The organism is Streptomyces sp. NPDC015125, from assembly GCF_043080045.1.
Lineage (GTDB): Bacteria > Actinomycetota > Actinomycetes > Streptomycetales > Streptomycetaceae > Streptomyces.
This window is the reverse complement of sequence record NZ_JBIBVF010000004.1, coordinates 106,038-125,495: the sequence shown is the minus strand read 5'-3', so window position 1 is coordinate 125,495 and position 19,458 is coordinate 106,038. Positions and strand designations below refer to the sequence as shown.

16 protein-coding genes are annotated in these 19,458 nt (G+C 71.8%); 10 read left to right on the top strand and 6 right to left on the bottom strand.

The features are described from left to right. The first annotated feature begins 39 nt into the window (after positions 1 to 39). Together ACF088_RS12735 and ACF088_RS12730 are read left to right on the top strand one after the other, a co-directional pair. Complete coding sequence (locus tag ACF088_RS12735; protein WP_392375702.1) at positions 40 to 1,581, top strand: ATP-binding protein; 1,542 nt, start codon at positions 40 to 42, stop codon at positions 1,579 to 1,581. Then, complete coding sequence (locus ACF088_RS12730; protein WP_392375701.1) at positions 1,578 to 2,297, top strand: hypothetical protein; 720 nt, start codon at positions 1,578 to 1,580, stop codon at positions 2,295 to 2,297. Before ACF088_RS12735 ends, ACF088_RS12730 begins: the two co-directional genes overlap by 4 nt. 72 nt (positions 2,298 to 2,369) lie before the next feature. On the opposite strand, the gene ACF088_RS12725 is transcribed toward ACF088_RS12730, so the two are convergent. Next, complete coding sequence (locus tag ACF088_RS12725) at positions 2,370 to 3,647, bottom strand: DUF4185 domain-containing protein (protein ID WP_392375700.1); 1,278 nt, start codon at positions 3,645 to 3,647, stop codon at positions 2,370 to 2,372. 289 nt (positions 3,648 to 3,936) lie between these two features. On the opposite strand from ACF088_RS12725, the gene ACF088_RS12720 reads away from it, so the two are divergent. From ACF088_RS12720 to meaB, 3 genes are read left to right on the top strand one after another with little or no spacing between them, the layout of a single operon-like run. After that, the gene (locus tag ACF088_RS12720) at positions 3,937 to 5,820 is read left to right on the top strand and encodes a methylmalonyl-CoA mutase family protein (protein WP_392375699.1); all 1,884 of its coding nucleotides are present in this window, start codon (positions 3,937 to 3,939) and stop codon (positions 5,818 to 5,820) included. Further along, positions 5,820 to 8,051: a methylmalonyl-CoA mutase gene (gene scpA / locus ACF088_RS12715; protein ID WP_392375698.1), complete on the top strand. Its 2,232-nt coding sequence runs from the start codon at positions 5,820 to 5,822 to the stop codon at positions 8,049 to 8,051. The genes ACF088_RS12720 and scpA overlap by 1 nt, the downstream gene beginning before the upstream one ends. Positions 8,052 to 8,061: 10 nt before the next feature. After that, positions 8,062 to 9,069, top strand: coding sequence for a methylmalonyl Co-A mutase-associated GTPase MeaB (gene meaB / locus ACF088_RS12710; protein WP_392375697.1), 1,008 nt, complete (start codon positions 8,062 to 8,064; stop codon positions 9,067 to 9,069). Positions 9,070 to 9,092: 23 nt separating this feature from the next. Here the strand turns inward: meaB and ACF088_RS12705 are convergent, their stop codons facing one another. Together ACF088_RS12705 and ACF088_RS12700 are read right to left on the bottom strand one after the other, a co-directional pair. Continuing rightward, positions 9,093 to 10,043: a LysR family transcriptional regulator gene (locus tag ACF088_RS12705; RefSeq protein WP_392375696.1), complete on the bottom strand. Its 951-nt coding sequence runs from the start codon at positions 10,041 to 10,043 to the stop codon at positions 9,093 to 9,095. Between the two features lie 134 nt (positions 10,044 to 10,177). Next, positions 10,178 to 10,687 (bottom strand): ATP-binding protein, encoded by a 510-nt coding sequence (locus ACF088_RS12700; protein ID WP_392375695.1) that lies wholly within the window; start codon positions 10,685 to 10,687, stop codon positions 10,178 to 10,180. Between the two features lie 194 nt (positions 10,688 to 10,881). Between ACF088_RS12700 and ACF088_RS12695 the strand changes: the two genes are divergently transcribed. Both ACF088_RS12695 and ACF088_RS12690 read left to right on the top strand, forming a co-directional pair. Then, on the top strand, positions 10,882 to 11,124 hold the full coding sequence (locus tag ACF088_RS12695; protein WP_392375694.1) for a DUF397 domain-containing protein: 243 nt from the start codon (positions 10,882 to 10,884) through the stop codon (positions 11,122 to 11,124). Positions 11,125 to 11,236: 112 nt separating this feature from the next. Further along, positions 11,237 to 12,145 (top strand): helix-turn-helix domain-containing protein, encoded by a 909-nt coding sequence (locus tag ACF088_RS12690; RefSeq protein WP_392375693.1) that lies wholly within the window; start codon positions 11,237 to 11,239, stop codon positions 12,143 to 12,145. 123 nt (positions 12,146 to 12,268) lie between these two features. Here ACF088_RS12690 and ACF088_RS12685 read toward each other — a convergent pair whose 3' ends face one another. Beyond that, entirely contained in the window at positions 12,269 to 13,084 is an 816-nt protein-coding gene (locus ACF088_RS12685) for an SAM-dependent methyltransferase (protein WP_392375692.1), read from the bottom strand. A gap of 643 nt (positions 13,085 to 13,727) precedes the next feature. On the opposite strand from ACF088_RS12685, the gene ACF088_RS12680 reads away from it, so the two are divergent. Beyond that, complete coding sequence (locus ACF088_RS12680; protein WP_392375690.1) at positions 13,728 to 14,375, top strand: TetR/AcrR family transcriptional regulator; 648 nt, start codon at positions 13,728 to 13,730, stop codon at positions 14,373 to 14,375. Between the two features lie 195 nt (positions 14,376 to 14,570). Continuing rightward, positions 14,571 to 15,380, top strand: coding sequence for a class I SAM-dependent methyltransferase (locus ACF088_RS12675; protein ID WP_392375998.1), 810 nt, complete (start codon positions 14,571 to 14,573; stop codon positions 15,378 to 15,380). A 114-nt stretch (positions 15,381 to 15,494) separates the two neighbouring features. Here the strand turns inward: ACF088_RS12675 and ACF088_RS12670 are convergent, their stop codons facing one another. Further along, positions 15,495 to 16,928, bottom strand: coding sequence for a PucR family transcriptional regulator (locus tag ACF088_RS12670; protein WP_392375689.1), 1,434 nt, complete (start codon positions 16,926 to 16,928; stop codon positions 15,495 to 15,497). Positions 16,929 to 17,122: 194 nt separating this feature from the next. On the opposite strand from ACF088_RS12670, the gene ACF088_RS12665 reads away from it, so the two are divergent. After that, complete coding sequence (locus ACF088_RS12665; protein ID WP_392375688.1) at positions 17,123 to 18,643, top strand: hypothetical protein; 1,521 nt, start codon at positions 17,123 to 17,125, stop codon at positions 18,641 to 18,643. A gap of 165 nt (positions 18,644 to 18,808) precedes the next feature. Here the strand turns inward: ACF088_RS12665 and ACF088_RS12660 are convergent, their stop codons facing one another. Next, positions 18,809 to 19,327: a DUF6314 family protein gene (locus tag ACF088_RS12660; protein WP_392375686.1), complete on the bottom strand. Its 519-nt coding sequence runs from the start codon at positions 19,325 to 19,327 to the stop codon at positions 18,809 to 18,811. Positions 19,328 to 19,458 lie beyond the last annotated feature (131 nt).

Genomic DNA, 19,458 nt, shown 5'->3' with positions numbered 1-19,458 from the left:
GGGCCGTCCCTTTCCCGCCTGCGGACGGGGAATCCCCAGTTGCTGCGGGGGCTGCGGGCCCGGCTCGTCGTGGGGTTCCTGGTGGTGGCCGCCGTCAGTGCGCTGACCACCGCTCTGCTGACCTACCAGGAGGCCCGTAACGCCATCCTGCAGCGCTCCCAGGACATTGCCGTCAACGACCTGAGGGCGCAGGTCAACTCGCTGGCGCCCGAGCTCCCGGTCCCGCCGTCCCAGGCGGATCTGGATTCCCTGCGTGTCCAGTTGGAGCGCTCCGGAAAGTCCCGTGAATGGGATATTTCCGTGCATTACAGCGGCGCGCGGGACGGTGGTGGCGGGGTGCAGAGCGATGTCGTGATCCCGGCCGGGCTCAAGGCGTCGGTGGAGAAGCGCCATGTGCCGGCCTTCCAGCGCGTGGACCGCGGCGGGGACCCCTGGCTGCTGATCGGGATGCCGGTACGGCAGTCCGACGGACGGGCCTCCGCGCTGACCGTCTATGGCCAACTCCCGCTGAGCGCCGAGGAGTCCAATGTCGAGGCGCTGGTGAGCGCCGCCCAGCGGGGCGCGCTGCCGGTACTGGTACTGACCGTGGTCCTGGCACTGCTCGCCGCGCGCGGCGTACTGCGGCCCGTACGAGGCCTGCGGCAGGCGGCCGGCCGGATCGCCGAGGGCAAGCTGGACACCCGGCTGGAGGTCAAGGGCGCCGATGAGATCGCGGATCTGTCCCGGACGTTCAACGACATGGCGGCCCGGCTGGAGGAGAGCATGGCCGAGCTGCGCCGCCTGGAGTCCAACTCCCGGCGGTTCGCAGCCGATGTCTCACACGAGCTGCGGACACCGCTGGCAGCGATGACCGCGGTGACCGATGTGCTCGACGAGGACGCCGACTCCCTCGACCCCGACACCGCCTCCGCGGTCCGGCTGATCAGCCAGGAAACCGGGAAGCTGGCGCGGATGGTGGAGGATCTGATGGAGGTGTCACGGTTCGACGCAGGGGCCGCGGCGCTCCATCTGGACGAGGTGGATGTCGGCGAAACCATCCGCAAGACCCTCCAGGCCCGGGCCTGGCAGAAGAGGGTGACGGCGGAACTGCCCGCGGACGTACGGGCCGGACTCGATCCACGGCGGCTCGATGTCGTGGTCGCGAACCTGGTCGGCAATGCCCTGCACCACGGCGGCGAGCCGGTCCGGGTGCGGCTGCACCCCCCGGAGCCGGGCGCGGACCGGCTGCTGATCGAGATCTCCGACAGCGGTCCCGGCATCGACCCCGAGGTCCTGCCGCATGTCTTCGACCGTTTCTACAAGGCGGACTCCGCCCGCGCCCGCTCGGAGGGCAGCGGCCTGGGCCTGGCCATCGCGCAGGAGAACGTACGGCTGCACGGCGGCACCATGCGCGCCGCCAACTCCCCCGAGGGGGGCGCGGTGTTCACGGTGGATCTGCCCCTGCGCCACCAGGAGGCGGGCGAGCCGGCGGCCGAAGGGAGCGGCCACCCGCCGGACGACGCAGGGGCGGCCGGCGAGCAGGTCGCGGACGACGACCGGGGCGGCCCACGCTCCGAAGCCGGAAAGGAGCTGCACGCATGAGCGCCCCGAAGACCCTGAACGCCCAGAGCTCCCCGAACGCCCTGCGTGCGACGCGTACCCGCCGACGGGTGCCGACCGGCGGGCTCACCGGTGTGCTGGCCGGCATACTCACCGGCGCGCTGGCCGGCGCCCTGACCGGCTGCGGTATCGCCCCCACCGATGTCATCGACGCCGGCGAGCCCGCCACCGGCGTCAAGTCACCGGGCCAGCCCGCGGCCGATGTCCAGTTGTTCTTCTACGGGCCCTCCGGCCTGCGCTCCGCGACCCGGCGGGCGAAGGAGCCGGCCGACCCGGAGCTGGCCATCGAGCTGCTGATGAAGGGGCCGAACCACGCGGAGCGGATGCGCGGCCTGTCCAGCGTGCTGTCGAAGTTCCCCGGCCCGGTGACGGCCACCACCCGGGTGGGCAGCGTCGTGATCACCCTGCCGATAAACGCCAAGCGGCTGGACTCCGCCTCGCTGAACCAGCTGGTGTGCACCGCGGCCAACGCCCGGGTGCCCGGGAACAGACCGCCGGGAGAGGTCACCGTGACGCTGGTGGGCGATACCGTCCGCATCGGCCCCATGGTGTGCGGCGGCAACAACGCGTTCCCCGTCGTCGAGCCCACCCCGACGGGGACGGCCCCGAATCGGACCGACACCGGCACCGGCACCGGCACCGGCACCGGCACGACCGATACAGGCCCGAAGGCGGCCGAACCGGACCCGACGGACTGAACGCCGCCCGCCCCACGGGCCCGTTCCGGAGCGACCGCGAAGACGGGCGGCCCCTGCCCACCCCCACCGCCATCACCGCCCGGCGGAACCCGTCCGAACCCTCAGGAACCGCGGCCGGTAAAGCTCCACATTGCCGTTGAGCCGGGCATCGGGCGGGACGCCGGGCGGGCCGAGCCAATTGACGTCGTAGCTGAGCAGGAACTCCCCGTTCGCGGTGAATTCGGGGTGTAGCTGGGGGTTGTAGACGGCGACGTACTGCGGGTCGGCGGCCGGCGGGCGGGGCGGGATGAGACGGCCGTCCGGCCCGTGCCAGGGGCCGTGCGGCGAGCAGGACCAGTAGGTGGTGACCGCCCGCATCCCGACTGCCCCGCCGCCACCGGTGTCCATGGTGAACAGCAGCCAGGCCGGACCGTCACGTACGACGGAGAAGGCGCTGCCGACGCCGCGCCGGCCGCCGGCCCGCAGCACCGGTCCGGCCCGCCCGGCCTGCCGCTGCCAGCGGGCGCCGTCCCAGAACCGCCAGCTCCTGCGGTCCGCGAGCCGCCCGCCCGGAACCCGTGCGACATAGGCGCTGGAGGCCGGTGACGAGGGTGGGTCGTCGCCGCCGAAGACATAGGTCCAGCCGCCGTCGCGTACCGCCGCCGCTCCGTAGAGGACGCGCCGGCCCGGGTCGGCGACGGAGGTCTGCCCGACGGTCTCCGTGATGCCTTCCAGGCGCAGGCCGGGGAGCGACAGCGTGGCCACTTCGGTGCCTCGCGGCAGGCCGAAGATCCAGGGTCCGGTTCCGGGGGCACGGTTCCACAGCAGCACCCGGACGACCTTCTCGTGCGCGCCGGGCGTACGGGGTTCCACGCTCGCGCGGACCGGCCAGCGCAGGCCGCCGCCGGGCGGATCGGGGAAGAACGGGCCGGGAGCGGTCTCGGTGCCGCCGGTCAGGGTGCCCTCCAGCCGGCCCGGACGGGACATCACCACGGCGGAGTTGTGCCGCAGGAGCGGGGCGCCGCCGGCATCGGCGGTGCGCCAACGATGCCGCTCGCCTTGCGGGGTGGGCGGCGGCTGGATGCGGTCGAGGAAGGTGTCGGAGAAGAGCCAGAGCATGCGGCCGTCGGGAAGGCGCACCGAGTGGGTGCCGTCACCGCCGGTCCAGTCGTCCACCCGGGTGTTGTCGTCGCCGTAGCGGGCGAATTCCGCGGTATGCCGGGAATCGGCGGACCAGGAGGCGATCCGGCGCCCGCGGCAGTCCGCGGCGCGGCCGGGAGGGGCCGCCCCCGGCAGCGCCCACAGCAGCACGGCACAGGCGAGGGGCAAAGCAGCGACGACCGCGGTACGGAACATCGGCGCCTCGGGCATCGCGCTCCTCTAGGGGTCCCCCTAGTCCTTCTAGTCCTTCTAGTCCTTCTAGTCCTTCTAGTCCTTGAGAGCTTGGGGGAGGGTGCCGCGCCCACGCTACTGAAGCCCCGTCGCCGCAGCCCGCGACAGGCGCGTCAGGCAGGGAAAAGATGACTCGGCACCGTACGGCCGGACCGCCCCACCCGCCCCACCCGGCGCATACATATGAAGATCCATGGGAGGTCAACGAGTGCAAGGTCACAGCTGGAGCCCCTGCTCCAGCTAACGGTCGTTCGCCTAGCCTGCTGCTATGACCGCCGAGTCCCCCGAACTCCCCCTGGCCGCCGCCTTCCCCGATGCCGATCGAGAGCAGTGGCAGCGCCTCGTCGAAGGTGTGCTGCGCAAATCGGGCGTCACAGAGGCGACGGGCACCGCCGCCGAGGATGCGCTCACCACCGATCTGCAGGACGGCATCCGCATCCGTCCGCTCTACACCGCCGAGGACGGTACGGGCGCCCTGGGCCTTCCGGGCTTCCCGCCGTTCGTCCGGGCCGGCCGGCCCGAGGGCACGACCGTCGCCGGGTGGGACGTACGCCAGCGCCATGTCCACACCGATCCGGTACGCGCCAATGAATCGGTACTGGCCGATCTGGAGAACGGCGTCACCTCGGTCTGGCTGGCCGTCGGCGACGGCGGACTGCCGGTGGACGGCCTGGAGCGCGCGCTCGACGGTGTCTATCTGGACCTGGCCGCGGTGGTACTGGACGCCGGCGCCGATTTCGCACCGGCCGCCGAGGAGTTGCTGCGGCTGTACACCGCGTCCGGAGCGCCACTCGCCGAGGCGGTCGGCTGCCTGGGCGCCGACCCGCTCGGCCTGCTGGCCCGTACGGGCGACGACGCCAAGCTGCGCCTGCAGGGGGAGTCGGCCGCCCGGATCGCCGCGCGCTGCGCCGCGGAGGCACCCGGAGTGCGTGCGCTGGCCGTGGACGCGCTGCCGTACCACGAGGCGGGCGGCTCCGCGGCCGAGGAACTGGGCGCCTCGCTGGCGACCGGTGTCGCCTATCTGCGGCAGCTGACGGAGTCCGGCCTGGGCATCGACGACGCCTGCCGGCAGCTGGAGTTCCGCTATGCCGCCACCGCGGACCAGTTCCTGACGATCGCCAAGCTGCGCGCCGCCCGCCGGCTGTGGGCGCGGGTCGCCGAGGTCTGCGGGGCCTCGCCCGCCGCGTCGGCACAGCGCCAGCACGCCGTCACCTCCACGGTGATGATGACCCGTCGGGACCCGTGGGTGAACATGCTGCGCACCACGGTCGCCGGGCTGTCCGCGGGCGTGGGCGGCGCGGATGCGGTGACGGTGCTGCCGTTCGATGCCGCACTGGGCGTGCCCGATGCGTTCGCCCGCCGGATCGCCCGGAACACCCAGTCCGTGCTGCTGGAGGAGTCGCATCTGTCGAAGGTGATCGACCCGGCGGGCGGTTCCTGGTACGTGGAGAGCCTCACCGATGAGCTGGCCGGTGCGGCCTGGGCGTTCTTCCAGGAGATCGAGGGCGCCGGCGGCCAGGCCGCGGCGCTGCGCTCCGGGATGGTCGCCGGACGGCTGGCCCGTACCTGGGAGCGCCGCAGCGAGGACCTCGCCCACCGGCGCGAACCGATCACCGGTGTCAGCGAGTTCCCCCATCTCGCCGAGCCCCCGGTGCACCGCGAGCCGGCACCCGATCCGATCGGCGGAGGGCTGCCGCGGGTGCGCAGGGACGATACCTACGAGCGGCTGCGGTCGCGCTCCGACGACCGGCTGGCGGCGAGCGGCGCCCGGCCGAAGGTCTTCTTGGCCGCGCTGGGACCGGTCGCGGCACACACCGCACGGGTGGCGTTCGCCGCCAATCTCTTCCAGGCGGGCGGCATCGAGACGGTGCAGGAGCCCGCGCCGGTGGATGCCGAGTCGGTGGCCGAGGCGTTCGCCCGCAGTGGCGCCCGGATCGCCTGCCTGTGTTCGAGCGACGCGGTGTACGGCGAGCAGGCGGCGGCCGTGGCGGCCGCACTGAAGTCGGCGGGTGCGCTGCGGGTGCACCTGGCCGGCAAGCCGGGTGAGCGCCGGGAGGAATTCGTAGCGGCCGGGGTGGACTCCTTTGTCTTCGCGGGCTGCGACGCGGTCGAGGTGCTGTCCTCGGCCCTGGATGTCATGGAGGTGGCGTGATGAACGACACGACACAGCAGACGGGCGCCATCCCGGACTTCAGCACGGTCGAACTGGGGAAGCCGGACACGGCACAGCGCCCCGGCGGCACCGGGGAGTGGGCCGAGGCCGTGGCGCAGTCCACCGGCAAGGGCGTGGCGGATCTGACCTGGGAGACGCCGGAGGGCATCGACGTCAAGCCGCTGTACACCGACGCGGACCTCGACGGCCTGGACTTCCTGGGCACGTATCCGGGGATCACGCCGTATCTGCGCGGCCCGTACCCGACGATGTACGTCAACCAGCCCTGGACGATCCGGCAGTACGCCGGCTTCTCCACCGCCGAGGAGTCCAACGCCTTCTACCGCCGCAATCTCACGGCCGGCCAGAAGGGCCTGTCGGTCGCCTTCGACCTGCCCACGCACCGCGGTTACGACAGCGACCACCCACGGGTGACCGGCGATGTCGGCATGGCGGGCGTCGCCATCGACTCGATCTACGACATGCGGCAGCTCTTCGAGGGCATCCCGCTGGACAAGATGACCGTGTCGATGACGATGAACGGCGCGGTGCTGCCCGTGCTGGCGCTGTACATCGTGGCCGCGGAGGAACAGGGCGTTGCGCCCGAGAAGCTGGCCGGGACCATCCAGAACGACATCCTCAAGGAGTTCATGGTCCGCAACACCTACATCTATCCGCCGCAGCCCTCGATGCGGATCATCTCCGACATCTTCGCGTACACCTCGCAGAAGATGCCGCGCTACAACTCCATCTCGATCTCCGGCTACCACATACAAGAGGCGGGCGCGACGGCCGACCTGGAGCTGGCGTACACCCTCGCGGACGGGGTGGAGTACCTGCGCGCGGGCATGGCGGCGGGCATGGATGTGGACTCCTTCGCGCCGCGGCTGTCGTTCTTCTGGGCGATCGGCATGAACTTCTTCATGGAGATCGCCAAACTGCGGGCGGCGCGGCTGCTGTGGGCGCGCCTGGTCCAGCGCTTCGAGCCGAAGAACCCCAAGTCCCTTTCGCTGCGCACCCATTCGCAGACCTCGGGCTGGTCGCTGACCGCGCAGGACGTGTTCAACAACGTCACCCGTACCTGTGTGGAGGCGATGGCCGCCACCCAGGGCCACACCCAGTCCCTGCACACCAATGCCCTGGACGAGGCGCTGGCCCTGCCCACCGACTTCTCCGCCCGTATCGCCCGTAACACCCAGCTGTTCCTGCAGCAGGAGTCGGGCACCTGCCGGGTCATCGACCCGTGGGGCGGCAGCGCCTACGTCGAGAAGCTCACCCACGATCTGGCGCGGCGGGCCTGGCAGCACATCGAGGAGGTCGAGGCGGCCGGCGGGATGGCCAAGGCCATCGACGCGGGCATCCCCAAGCTGCGCGTGGAGGAGGCCGCGGCCCGTACCCAGGCTCGGATCGACTCGGGGCGGCAGGCGCTGATCGGCGTCAACAAGTACCGGGTGGAGACCGACGAGGAGATCGAGGTCCTCAAGGTCGACAACTCCTCGGTGCGCGCCCAGCAGATCGAGAAGCTCAAGCGGCTGCGCGCCGAGCGCGACGAGGACGCCTGCCAGGCGGCGCTGCGGGCGTTGACCGCGGCGGCGAAGTCCGGTCCCGGCGAGGGGCTGGAGGGCAATCTGCTGGCGCTGGCGGTGGACGCGGCCCGCGCCATGGCGACGGTCGGCGAGATCTCGGACGCCCTGGAGTCGGTCTACGGGCGGCACTCCGGCCAGATCCGTACGATCTCCGGTGTGTACCGAGACGAAGCGGGCCCCTCCTCCGGTGTCGAGCGCACCCGGGCGCTGGTGGCCGAGTTCGAGCGCGCCGAGGGCCGCCGACCCCGCATCCTGGTGGCCAAGATGGGCCAGGACGGCCATGACCGCGGCCAGAAGGTGATCGCCACGGCCTTCGCCGACCTGGGCTTCGACGTCGATGTCGGCCCGCTGTTCCAGACCCCGGCCGAGGTCGCCCGCCAGGCGGTGGAGGCGGACGTCCATATCGTCGGGGTGTCCTCGCTGGCGGCCGGGCACCTGACGCTGGTGCCCGCGCTCAAGGAGGCGCTGGCCGCCGAGGACCGCGAGGACATCACGATCGTGGTGGGCGGGGTGATCCCCCCGCAGGACGTGCAGCCGCTGCGGGACATGGGCGCGGCCGCGGTCTTCCTGCCCGGCACGGTCATCCCGGAGGCCGCGCACGACCTGGTGCGGGACCTGGCGTCGGTCCTCGGCCACGAGCTCTGATCGGGGGGTCATGCCTGCGACGATCGATGTCGAACGGTACGCCGAGGGTGTCCGCGCGGGCTCCCGCGCCTGGATCGCCCGCGCCGTCACCCTGGTGGAGTCCACCCGGCCCGACCACCGGGCGGCGGCCCAGCGGCTGTTGATCGAGCTGCTGCCGTACTCCGGCTCGGCTCGCAGAGTGGGCATCAGCGGGGTGCCGGGGGTCGGCAAGTCGACCTTCATCGACGCGCTCGGCTCACTGCTGACCGGCGCCGGACACCGGGTGGCGGTGCTCGCCGTCGACCCCTCCTCCAGCCGTACCGGCGGCTCCATCCTGGGCGACAAGACCCGGATGGAGCGGCTGGCGACGGACCCGGCGGCGTTCGTCCGCCCCTCCCCCACATCGGGCACGCTGGGCGGGGTGGCACGGGCCACCCGGGAGTCCATCGTGGTGATGGAGGCCGCGGGCTATGACGTGGTCCTGGTGGAGACGGTCGGCGTCGGCCAGTCCGAGACCACCGTCGCGGGCATGGTCGACACCTTTCTGCTGCTGACCCTCGCACGCACCGGCGATCAGCTCCAGGGCATCAAGAAGGGCGTGCTGGAGCTGGCGGACCTGGTCTCCGTCAACAAGGCCGACGGCCCGCACGAGCGGGACGCCCGCTCCGCGGCCCGCGAACTGTCCGGTGCGCTGCGGCTGTTGCAGCCCGCCGACGCGGCCTGGACCCCGCCCGTCCTGACCTGCAGCGCCCGCGAGGGCACCGGTCTGAAGGGGGTCTGGGAGCGGGTCGAGCAGCATCGCACCCTCCTGGAGTCCACCGGGGCACTGGCCGAGCGGCGCCGCGCCCAGCAGGTCGAGTGGACCTGGTCGATGGTGCGCGACCGGCTGATCGACCGCCTCCAGGAGCACCCCGAGGTGCGCCGGCTGGGCCCCGGGGTCGAACAGGCGGTGCGCGACGGCGAGATCACCGCGACGCTGGCGGCCGAACGGCTGCTGGACGCCTTCGGCCTCGGGGACGGCCTGGCGGGCGAGGCGTAGGGGAGATCCGCGCTACCGGACCCCTACTCCTCGCCCGGTCGTATCTCTCCCGGTCGTATCTCTCCCGGCCGTATCCAGCCCGGCCCGTCGAGCTGTCCCCGTGCGGCGAAGTGCGCCACGGCCAGGTCACGGAACCGCGTGGCGGCCGTGGAGAGATAGCTGTCCTCGCGCCGGACCAGGCTCAGGGTCCGTACGCAGTCAGGGGTGTCGAGGTGCAGCCAGGCGAGCGGCACCTGCGGGAGTTCGGCGCGGGCGAGCGCGGGGATCAGGCCGATACCGAGACCGGCCGCGACCAGGAAGTGCGTGGCGCCCGGCTCATCGCCCTCGCAGGAGATGACCGGCCGCCGCCCGATCCCACCGAACAGCCGCTCCAGCAGCGCGCGTTGCCAGTGTCCCGCCCCGGTGGTGATGAAGGGCTCCTCGGCGACCTCGGCCACCGTGACCCGCTCCCGGGCGGCCAGCGGGTGGCCGGCGGGCACCACGAGCAGCACCTCTTCGCGCAGCAGCCGCACCGAACCCAGACCGGGCCCGGACAGCGGCTGGGAGGCGACGCAGAAGTCCACCTCCCGGGCCCGCAATTGATCCCGCATCATGTCGGGGGTGGACTGCAGGCACCGGAGGGTGACCCCGGGGTGCGCGGCGCGGAATCCGGCCAGCAGTTCGGTGAGGGGCAACAGGGTCTCGGCGGCGACGGCGACGGAGCCGTCGTCCAACCCGGCGGCGTCGGCCATCTCCCGCCGTGCGTCGTCGAGTTCGTCCAGGGCCCGCTCGACCCGGGCCAGGAAAGCGGCGCCGTAGCGGTTGAGCCGGATGGTGCGGCCCCGCCGGTCGAAGAGCGGCACGCCCAGCTCGGTCTCCAGCCGGGCGATCGTCCGGCTCACCGAGGGCTGGGCCACCCGTAGTTCCTCGGCGGCCCGGCTGACGTGCTCCCGGCGCGCGACCTCCCGGAAGTAGCGCAGGGACAGCAGATCCATCGGCTTCTCGGGCCTTCCGCTCGGGTGAGGGCGACCCGGGCATCGTCACACGGCAGCGCCGTGCCCCGTTCCGCAGGGCGCATGTGCTCCGTTCCGCGGGGCCGGGCCCGCGCCACGCCCCCTACGGGCCCGCCTCAGCCGCGCCTCGACACCGTCGCCCACACCGTCTTCCCGGTCCGGTCCGGCGGCGTCCAGCCCCACGAGTCGCTCAGCTGGTCGACGATGTGCAGGCCGCGCCCGGATTCCGACAGGGCGTCCGGAGGCTTGACGACGGGGGCGTCGGTCCCGGCGTCCGAGACCGCGCACAGCACGGCGGAGTTCTGCCGGGTCAGCGCGAGCCAGGCGTTGCAGAAGGGGACGGGTGCCTCGAGGGCGTCGTCCTCCTCCCCGGGGTCCTTGGTGCCGTAGCGCAGGGCGTTGCTGACGAGTTCGGAGACGACCAGTGCCACGTCATCGGCCACATCGGCACACATCTGCCAGCCCGCGAGAGTCGCCCTGGTGAACCGGCGGGCTTCCGGCACGGTGCGCGCGGAACCACTGAGGGCGCAGGCGGCGAAGCCGTCGGGGGCGGGCATCCACCAGCCACCCTCACCCGGTTCCTCCCGAAGGGCGTCGTGCACGGTCTCTGCCGGATGTGTGGTCATCAACATCTCCGCGAGGGGATTGCAGGGCTGGGCCGGACTGCCTCGGAGGGCTAATATCCTCGTCAGCCGTCACAGGATGCAAGTGCATCTGCAATTACATCAGTAAGGACGGTCGCCCAGGGGCTTGTTCACGCCAAGGTGATCGCAGGCTCGGAATCGGTCGGAGGAGAGACCTCCAGCAAGGAGCAACTGTTATGGAGCCGGTGACCAACGGCATGCAGGCGACCAGCATCGAAGGCGCCGTCTGGCGCAAGAGCCGCCGCAGCAACCCCAGTGGCAACTGCGTGGAGCTGGCCGTTCTTTCGGACGGCGGGGTGGCGGTGCGCAACTCCCGGTTCACCTCGGGTCCGGCGCTCGTCTATACCCGCGACGAGATGGTGGCTTTCGTCCAGGGAGCCAAGGACGGTGACTTCGACGATCTCATCGCCGGCCACTGACCATGCGCCGTCGCGATTGGCGCATATGTCGATCGGATAGTCGCCCCGGCTGTACGAAGCGCGCGGGGCGGTGGGACACTGGGCGCTCGCCCGACCACTCAGGGGAGTCAGCATGACCGCCGCGCAGTCGAGCAGCGATCCGTCCCTGCGCCGCTATCTGGAGCATCCGCGGGGCGGCCCGACCGTCCTGCGGATCGTGCTGGGCACCCAGCTCCGCCGGCTGCGTGAAGGAGCGGGCATCACCCGGGAGGCCGCCGGGGACGCCATCCGGGGTTCGCATGCGAAGATCAGCCGCCTGGAGCTCGGCCGGGTGAGCTGCAAGGAGCGGGATGTCGCCGATCTGCTGACGCTCTACAACGTCACGGACGACGCGGTCCGTTCCGACTTCCTCAAGCTGGCCCGCAAGACCAGCAGTCCGGGGTGGTGGCATCAGTACAACGATGTACTGCCCGGCTGGTTCGAGACGCATATCGGCCTCGAAGAGGCCGCCTCGGTGATCCGCACCTACGAAGTCCAGTTCGTGCCGGGCCTGTTGCAGACGCCGGACTACGCCCGCGCGGTGACGCAGCTCGGTCATCCGCGGTCCTCCCCGGAGGATATCGAGCGACGGGTGCAGCTGCGCGTGCAGCGTCAGGAGCTGCTGACCGTCCCGGATGCACCACGGGTATGGGCCGTGGTCGACGAGGCGTCGCTGCGTCGTCCGCTCGGCGGGCCGGAGGTGATGGCAGGTCAGTTGAGACATCTGCTGAAGATGGCCGAGCTGCCGAATGTCACACTGCAGATCGCACCGTTCAGCCTGGGCGGTCTGGCGGCGGCCGGTGGTCCGATCACGATCCTGCGGTTCCTGGAGCCGGATCTGCCGGACATCGTCTATCTGGAGCAGCTGACCAGCGCGCTCTATCTGGACAAGCGCGATGATGTCGATCATTACCTCGCGGTGATGGACCGGCTCAGCGCGCAGTCCGAGTCGCCCCGCAAGTCCCTGGCGATCCTGGAGCAACTGCTCGAGCAGGAGAGCTGACGCGCGGAGCCGGAACCCCGACGCAGGGGGCGGGGCGCCCATCGGGCGCCCCGCCCCTCTTTCCTGTGCGGTGCATGCACGCTTCCCGTGTGGCGCGTGCGCCTCCTGTGTGGTCCGCGCCCGCTACAGCTTGCGGGCCACGCCGCCGAATTCGATCCACTCCTGGGTGAGCTGCTTGGGGCCGAGGTCCGCGTCCGGCTTCCAGGTGGAGACCTCCACCAGGCCCGGCTCCTGGATCTCCAGCCCCTCCAGGAACCCGGCCAGCTCATGGGCCTGCCGCACCCGGCCCCACTGGCCGTGCGTACTGACCCGCATGAATTCGGTGACGAAGTCGCGGGTGGCGGCGTCCTCGCTGACGAGCTGGCACACCACCAGGAAGCTGCCGGGTGCCAGGCGGTCGGCGACCCTCTTGATGAGTCCGGCCGGGTCGTCGGCATCGGTTATGCAGTGGAGGACCGAGACGAACAGCGCGGCGACGGGCTGGTCGAAGTCGATCAGCCGCTTGACCTCGGGGCTACTGAAGATGCCTTCGGTGTCCCGCATATCGGCCTGGATCACCGCGGTGTGGGCGTTCTCCTCCAGCAGTGCGCGGCCGTGCGCCAGCACGATGGGGTCGTTGTCGACGTACACCACCCGCGCGTCCGGGTCGACCTGCTGGGCGACCTGGTGGACGTTGTCCTGGGTCGGCAGACCTGATCCGTGGTCGATGAACTGGCGGATGCCGTGTTCGCGAGCCAGCCAGCGGACCACCCGCTGCAGGAAACGCCGGTTGTTGATCGCCAGCACCTGGGTACTCGGGACGACCTTGCTCAGCTCTTCGCAGGCCTCGCGGTCAACGGCGTAGTTGTCCTTGCCGCCCAGGTAGTAGTCGTACATCCGCGCCACACTCGGGATGCTGACATCGACGGCACTGGACTGCGGTCGTGATTCCTGGCTCATTCCACACTTTCCCGTCGCTTCGACAGTCATCAGCCATGGGGCAGGGGTGATCGCTCCGTATAGGAGTGACCACGCGCTGCGAGCCCCCAACATACCCATCGGAAGGCGGTTGTTGCAGACGAGCGGCAGGGTCCCTTGGGAAGAAGTGGCGGGTGCTGCCGCTTCAGCACGGACAAGCGCCCCAACAGGAGTACGAATGCAGGGTGTTCAATCAGCCAGACCGCGCCCCACGTCCGGTGGCCACCCCATATCCAGACCCCGCACCCAGGCCCCCCATTCAGGCCCCGCAACCAGACTCCGCATCCAGGAGCCGAAGACCTCCGGTCGGGGGTACGGGCCGCCACCACGCCACTCACGGGCGGCGGCCCGTTCCTCTTCCCCCGGCGACACCCAACGCCGGGCACGCCCCCCGCGCGCGGCCCGTCCCGGACAGGAGCACACCCGGGCTCGGGCCGCATCCGGTTCCGCCTCGGCAGACACCCGAGCAACAGCCGTTGCGGAACGGGGCGTTGTGTGAAGTCGCCTACCACTGTCGGCCCGCTTTACACCTGTCGGCAGCGCCATCGGGACACTCCCGCGCCCTCCTCCTGCCTTACTTTGACGTAAACTTACCGGCCAGTAAGGTTGCGGTAGGCTGGCGTCAATGACTGACACACGCAGGCAACGCGTCCCCCGTCCGGTCCGGGAGCAGCAGATCATCGACGCGGCGATCAGGGTCTTCGCCAAGCGCGGCTACCACGCCGCATCGGTCGACGAGATCGCCGAACTCGCCGGAATCTCCAAGCCGATGGTCTATCTCTACCTCGACTCCAAGGAGGGGCTGTTCCTCGCCTGTCTGCGGCGTGAGGCCGAGCGCCTGGTGGCCGCGTTACGCGCTGCGGCAGGCCCTGCGCACACCCCCGAACTGCGACTGCGGGCAGGGCTGCTCGCGTTCTTCACCTTCGTCACCGAACACCGTGACAGCTGGGTGGTGCTGCACCGTCAGGCGGCGGAGCTGAGCCCGGCGATCGCGGCGGAGCTGGCCCGGACCCGGCGGGCGGTGATGACGGAGGTCTCGGGACTGGTCCGGGCCGGCGGCACGGAGAGCACCGGGCCCGCCCGCCCCGACGACGAGGCCGGCTTCGTGACGTACACCCTGGTCGGGGCGGCGGACTCGCTCACCGACTGGATGACGCTCCACCCCGACGAGCCACCGGAGCGGATCACCCTGCGGCTGATGAACATGGTGTGGGTGGGGATGCGCAATGTCCTCGACGGCGAGGTGTGGACGACGCCGACCCGGGAGCCTTAGGGCCTACCGTCAACGTCCCGTCTGCCGCGCCCTGCCCACTGGTCGGCTCCCCGGCCCGGCCGGTACAAGAGAGGGATGACCACAGAGCAGAGTGAGCTGTCGACCGCCCCGGGGGCATCACCCACCGCCGAGGAGCCCACCACCGAGGAGCGCACCACCGGGGTGCCCACCACCGGGGTGCCCACCACCGAGGAGATGGTGCGTGCCAACCAGGCGAACTGGGATGCCCGCACGCCGGTCCATGTGGCCAGCCAGTTCTACGGCCTGGACGGATCCCGGACCGCCGAGGACTGGTTCGCGCCGTTCGAGTGGACGGATCTGGGCGACCTGGCCGGGCGGGACGTCCTGCATCTGCAGTGTCATCTGGGCGCCGAGACCGCTGCGTTCGCCGCGCGGGGTGCCCGCACAGTGGGGCTCGACTTCTCCGCCGCGGCGGTCGCGGAGGCGCGGCGGCTCGCCGAGGAGGCCGGCCGGAGCGTGGAGTTCGTCCGGTCCGATGTGCACCGGGCCGTGGAGGCGCTGGGTGAGCGCCGGTTCGATGTGATCTACACGGGCAAGGGCGCGCTGTGCTACCTCCCCGATCTGGCCACCTGGGCCGGGATCGTCAGCGCGCTGCTCCGGCCCGGCGGGACGTTCTACCTCGTCGAGTTCCATCCCCTGCTCGACTCCCTGGGGCCGACGCCGAGCCCGGACCGGCAGCAACTCCGGCTTCATCACGACTACTTGGGGGGACGTGGTCCGCTGAGGAGCGATACCCCGTCCACGTACACCGACGGCCCGCCGCTGCAGGGCGCCACGACGAGTTACGAGTGGCGGCACGGCCTCGGGGAGGTCGTCTCTGCCGTGATCGGTGCGGGGCTGACCGTCCAACTGGTCCGGGAGACCGAGCTGTTGCCCTGGAAGCGGTTCGATGCGATGGTGCCGTCCGAGAACGGCTGGTGGCGTCTCCCGCCGTCGGAGCCAATCGTTCCGCTGCTGTACGCGCTGCGGGCGGTGAAGGCCTGACCCGCCCTTCACCGCTGACCCGCCATGGCCATCCGTGACCTGCCGTCGAGCACGGGCCTCCGGCGGCCCAGGCTCCGGCCGGCCCTGGTGCAGGCACCAGGGCCGGCCGGCTCCTCAGCCCGTCGGCCCGTGGATCCGCCGGTGTGTCAGCGCCCACCAGACCTCCGCCAGATCGGCCGGGTCACGGAGGCTGGTGCCGGTGATCTCCTCGAAGCGCCTCAGGCGGTTGCGCAGGGTGTTGGGGTGGACGTAGAGGGTCCGCGCGGCGGCTTCCAGGCGCAGCCCCTGCTGCAGATAGGCGGCAGCGGCCTCCTCCAACTGGGTGCCGTCCTCGCCCCGTTCGGCCAGCGGCGCCAGGCGGAGCCCCACCAGTTGTTCCCCCAGGGCCGGGAGCGCCACGACCGTGGCCCGCAGCCCCAGTTCCTCACGGGTGAACGCCCCGACGAGTCCAAAACCGACGGCGGCCCGGAGCGCCTGGGTCGCCCGGGTGAACTCCGTGGCGAGTCCGGACACGGGGGCCGGGGCACCGAGCCCCAGGATCAGGCCGCGGCACAACCCTCCCGGTCGCCCCGTCAGCAGCCCCGCCACCTCTCCGTCCACGGTGGTGACCAGAGGTTTCCCGGTCTCGTCGAGGGCGAGCCAGGGGCGCAGCAGGGCGACGATCCGGTCGAAGTCACGGTCGCCGGGGCCGGGATGGGCGGTGGCCTGCGGGGCGAGGCCGCCCGGCCCGGGGGTGCGGTCGGGCCCGGGCGTGCGGTCCGGACCGGGCGCCTGGCGGTCCGGACCGCCGGGCGGAGAAACATCGGGCAGCAGCGCCCGGAACGGGAGACGGAGTGCGCCCCGGTCGTACCAGCCGTGCGCGGCATCCCCGTCGCCGGGGAGTCCGTCCTCGGGGTATCCGTCGCCGGGGAATGCGTCGCCGGGATATCCCCCGGCCCGGCGCCCCTCGGCCGGGCCGACGGCGGCAGACCCGGCGCCCCACGCACGGCCTCCGGAACGGGCGCTGCCGCCCCACCCCGCCTCGCCGAGCAGCAGGGCGCGGACCAGGGCCGCGCGCCGACGGTCCGTCATCGAAGCGCCCTGGATCCCCACCCGGAAACTTCGCACGATGCGCAGGGTGTTGGCGTCGACCCAGGCACGTAGTGTCTCGGCGATCGGCAGCAGGTCCTCGGCGGTACCGCGCCGTGCCGCCATCTCCTCACCGAACCGCCGCCAGACGATATCCGTTCCGATCCGGTAGGCCGAGATGATGTCCTCGGCGGGCAGTGCGCGGGCCAGGGCCGTCACCTCGTCGAGGTGGGCCTCCGGGATGCCGTACGCCCGCCCGTCGCCCTGCCCCCGTAGCGCCTTCCGCTCCTCGGACCAGCGCTGTACCAGCGACAGGCCGTTGCGCAGGGACACCTGCACCCGCGGCCGGAGCTGATCCAACGACAGCTCCGCGTAGGAGGGGAGTTGGGCCCGCAGGCCGCCGATGACCTCGTCGGTGAGGGCGTCGATCCCGGCGTGCAGCGCGGCGACGGCCTCCGGCACCGTTGTGGAAGTCTCCACCCGTCCCCTCCCGACTCGGTGTCTTTCCCCATGGCGAAAGCGATCATTCGTCGCCATGCTACGAGGAAGCCGCCCGAACCCCTACAGATGTTCGATCCTGGACGACTTTTCCCCGGCCGTCCTGATCCGTTCGGCGTTCGGCGCCCGGCCCCGCTGTTCCTCCCCCATCACCCCCCGCACCATCAAGGAATCCCATGGCTGTTTCCTGGCGCCGTATCGCGGTGCCCGCCGCCGCGGTCGGCGTACTCGTCCCCGCCGCCCTCGGCACCCATGCGCTGCTCTCGGGTCCCGACACACCGCGCACGTCCTCGGCCGGCATACCGGCCACCGGGCCGACGGCCCCCGGTGCCGTGCCGGACGACGCCCGGGCCTCGGGCCCTGAGGGCGGTGCCGCGGTCGCCAGGCCGTCCGACGCACCGACCCGTTCCGGCAATTCGGTCTCCGTGCAGCTCTCGTCGTACGACGCGCACCGCAAACAGGCGGAACTCAAGCCGTCCGCGGGCAAGACCGTACGGACCGGGGATGTGATCGCCGCCGCGCCCAACCGGCACGCCCCTTCGGGTGCGCTGTTCAAGGTCGGCAAGGTCACCGGCTCCCACGACGGCAAGGTCCGGGTGACCACCGCCCCCGCGACGCTCTCGGAGCTGCTGGGCGATCAGAAGGTGGACCAGCGCACGGCGTTGCGGCCCGGCGAGGTCTCGGTCAAGCCGCTCTCCTCGGGTGTCACCGTGCAGAAGCCCGCTTCCGGCACCGGTTCGGACGACGGCGGCCCGGCCACTCCGTCCGGCGACCCGAAAACGCCGTCGGGCACCCCTGACGCCACCGCCTCCGGCTCCCCGAGCCCCTCGGCATCCGACTCCTCCGGGGTCCGCACCCAGCTCGTTCCCTCCGGTACCCGCCCCGCCCCCACGTCCTCCGGCAGCGCGCTGTCGCCCGACGCGCGCAAGGCGCTCACCACCCTGCGGCTGGGCGTCGATGTGCCGCTGCCCAAGGGTGTGGAGGCGACCGGTAAGTCTCCGGCCCGGCTGGCCGGCGAGGTGACGTTCCGGCCCGAGCTGATCTTTCAGTACGAGAAGCGCGGCGGGCTGAACCTGCTGCCGCAGCGCGCGGCCATCGGCCTCGGCGGCTCGTACGGCTACGGCTGGCAGGTGCACGGCAAGGTCCGCAAGACCGCTGACACCGGGCAAATCGCGGTGCCGCTGGCGGCGGTCACCGGACGGCACGTGTTCTGGGTGGGCCCGGTTCCCGTCGTGGTCAGCACCGAGGTGACCTTCACCTACCGCTTCACCGCGGGCGGTCGCATCGTGCTCGACGCCGACCAGCGCACCTCCGGTGCGTTCGCCGTCGGTGCGAAGTACGACCGCCAGAACGGCTGGCAGCCGCTGCACGAGGCCTACCAGCAGACCAAGGGGGCAACTCCCCGGGTCGAGGGGGCGGCCTCCGCGACGGCCCGCGTCGGGACGCGCGCCCAGGTGTTCCTCTACGACACCGCGGGCGTCGGCGGCGAGCTGTCCGTCCACCTCACCGGACGTGCCGCGGCGGCCAGTGACGGCGGTGCCCCGGCGTGGGACCTCCGCGCGGGTTACGACCTCAAGACCGAGCTGATGCTGCAACTGAAGATCTTCGGCATTCAGATCGCCGATCTGCGCACCACGCCGTTCGCGCTGCACGACGAGCGCAAGCTCTTCGGACGCGGGAAGCTGCCCGCCGCCTGAGCCCCCGCTCGGCGCACACCGGACGGCGCCGCCGGGGGCATCCGCTCCCGGCGGCGCCGTCCTTACGTCCGCGTACCGGCCCGGCGGTCGTCCGTACCCGGCCCCGCCGCGCTCACCTCAGCCGCCGCTCTCCCTCGACTGCCGCTCTCCCCTCGGTTGCCGCGCTCACCTCAGCCGCCGGTACGCCGTGCGCAGCAGCTGATCCTTCGCCGGCCCGCCGACCCGCCATTCCAGATGCCAGGTGTCCGCCCCGGTCGCGGTGAACGTTCCCTCGTAGCGGTCCTCGGCGCAGGGGTGCACGGCACTCCACCGGCCGGTCCTGAGATCGAGGTCGTGGAAGGGCCGGCCGTCGGCGAAGTCGATCTCCGCGGTGCCGTCCGGGCAGGGCCGCAGTCGCAGGGTGCGGCTCGCCGGATGCTCCGCAGCACCCCACCGCAGGCGGCCCTCCTCAAGGTGCAGCAACCCCTCCCCCGCCGGGTCGGGCCGGAATGCGGCGGTGCCGCGGAAGCTGCCCTCGGCGCCGGTCCGCAGGTCGTACACGGTGCGCTCGATGCTCCAGCGGCCGGAAAGGTACGCCGCCGCATCCGGCACGGGATGCAGGGGCGGTTCGGCAACCGGCCCCGGCTCGGGGGCCCGCCCCGGCTCCTGCCCCTGCCCTCGCTCCCGCTCCCGCTCACTGCCCATCCCGCCATTCTCCCGTGCGCCCGCGGGCATCACTCCGTCGGCCCCGCCCGGCGGCGCTCCCCTCTCCCCCGGCCCCTCGTACCGTGCGGAGCCGCACCGCCCGTCTTACTCTCGGTTCAGTGATCGTTACC

Bases quoted from the DNA above. Each gene is read 5' to 3' on its own strand.
- ACF088_RS12730 (WP_392375701.1), top strand. From the start codon at position 1,578: ATGAGCGCCCCGAAGACCCTGAACGCCCAGAGCTCCCCGAACGCCCTG.
- ACF088_RS12725 (WP_392375700.1), bottom strand. From the start codon at position 3,647: ATGCCCGAGGCGCCGATGTTCCGTACCGCGGTCGTCGCTGCTTTGCCC.
- ACF088_RS12720 (WP_392375699.1), top strand. From the start codon at position 3,937: ATGACCGCCGAGTCCCCCGAACTCCCCCTGGCCGCCGCCTTCCCCGAT.
- scpA (WP_392375698.1), top strand. From the start codon at position 5,820: ATGAACGACACGACACAGCAGACGGGCGCCATCCCGGACTTCAGCACG.
- meaB (WP_392375697.1), top strand. From the start codon at position 8,062: ATGCCTGCGACGATCGATGTCGAACGGTACGCCGAGGGTGTCCGCGCG.
- ACF088_RS12705 (WP_392375696.1), bottom strand. From the start codon at position 10,043: ATGGATCTGCTGTCCCTGCGCTACTTCCGGGAGGTCGCGCGCCGGGAG.
- ACF088_RS12700 (WP_392375695.1), bottom strand. From the start codon at position 10,687: ATGACCACACATCCGGCAGAGACCGTGCACGACGCCCTTCGGGAGGAA.
- ACF088_RS12695 (WP_392375694.1), top strand. From the start codon at position 10,882: ATGGAGCCGGTGACCAACGGCATGCAGGCGACCAGCATCGAAGGCGCC.
- ACF088_RS12690 (WP_392375693.1), top strand. From the start codon at position 11,237: ATGACCGCCGCGCAGTCGAGCAGCGATCCGTCCCTGCGCCGCTATCTG.
- ACF088_RS12685 (WP_392375692.1), bottom strand. From the start codon at position 13,084: ATGAGCCAGGAATCACGACCGCAGTCCAGTGCCGTCGATGTCAGCATC.
- ACF088_RS12680 (WP_392375690.1), top strand. From the start codon at position 13,728: ATGACTGACACACGCAGGCAACGCGTCCCCCGTCCGGTCCGGGAGCAG.
- ACF088_RS12675 (WP_392375998.1), top strand. From the start codon at position 14,571: ATGGTGCGTGCCAACCAGGCGAACTGGGATGCCCGCACGCCGGTCCAT.
- ACF088_RS12665 (WP_392375688.1), top strand. From the start codon at position 17,123: ATGGCTGTTTCCTGGCGCCGTATCGCGGTGCCCGCCGCCGCGGTCGGC.
- ACF088_RS12660 (WP_392375686.1), bottom strand. From the start codon at position 19,327: ATGGGCAGTGAGCGGGAGCGGGAGCGAGGGCAGGGGCAGGAGCCGGGG.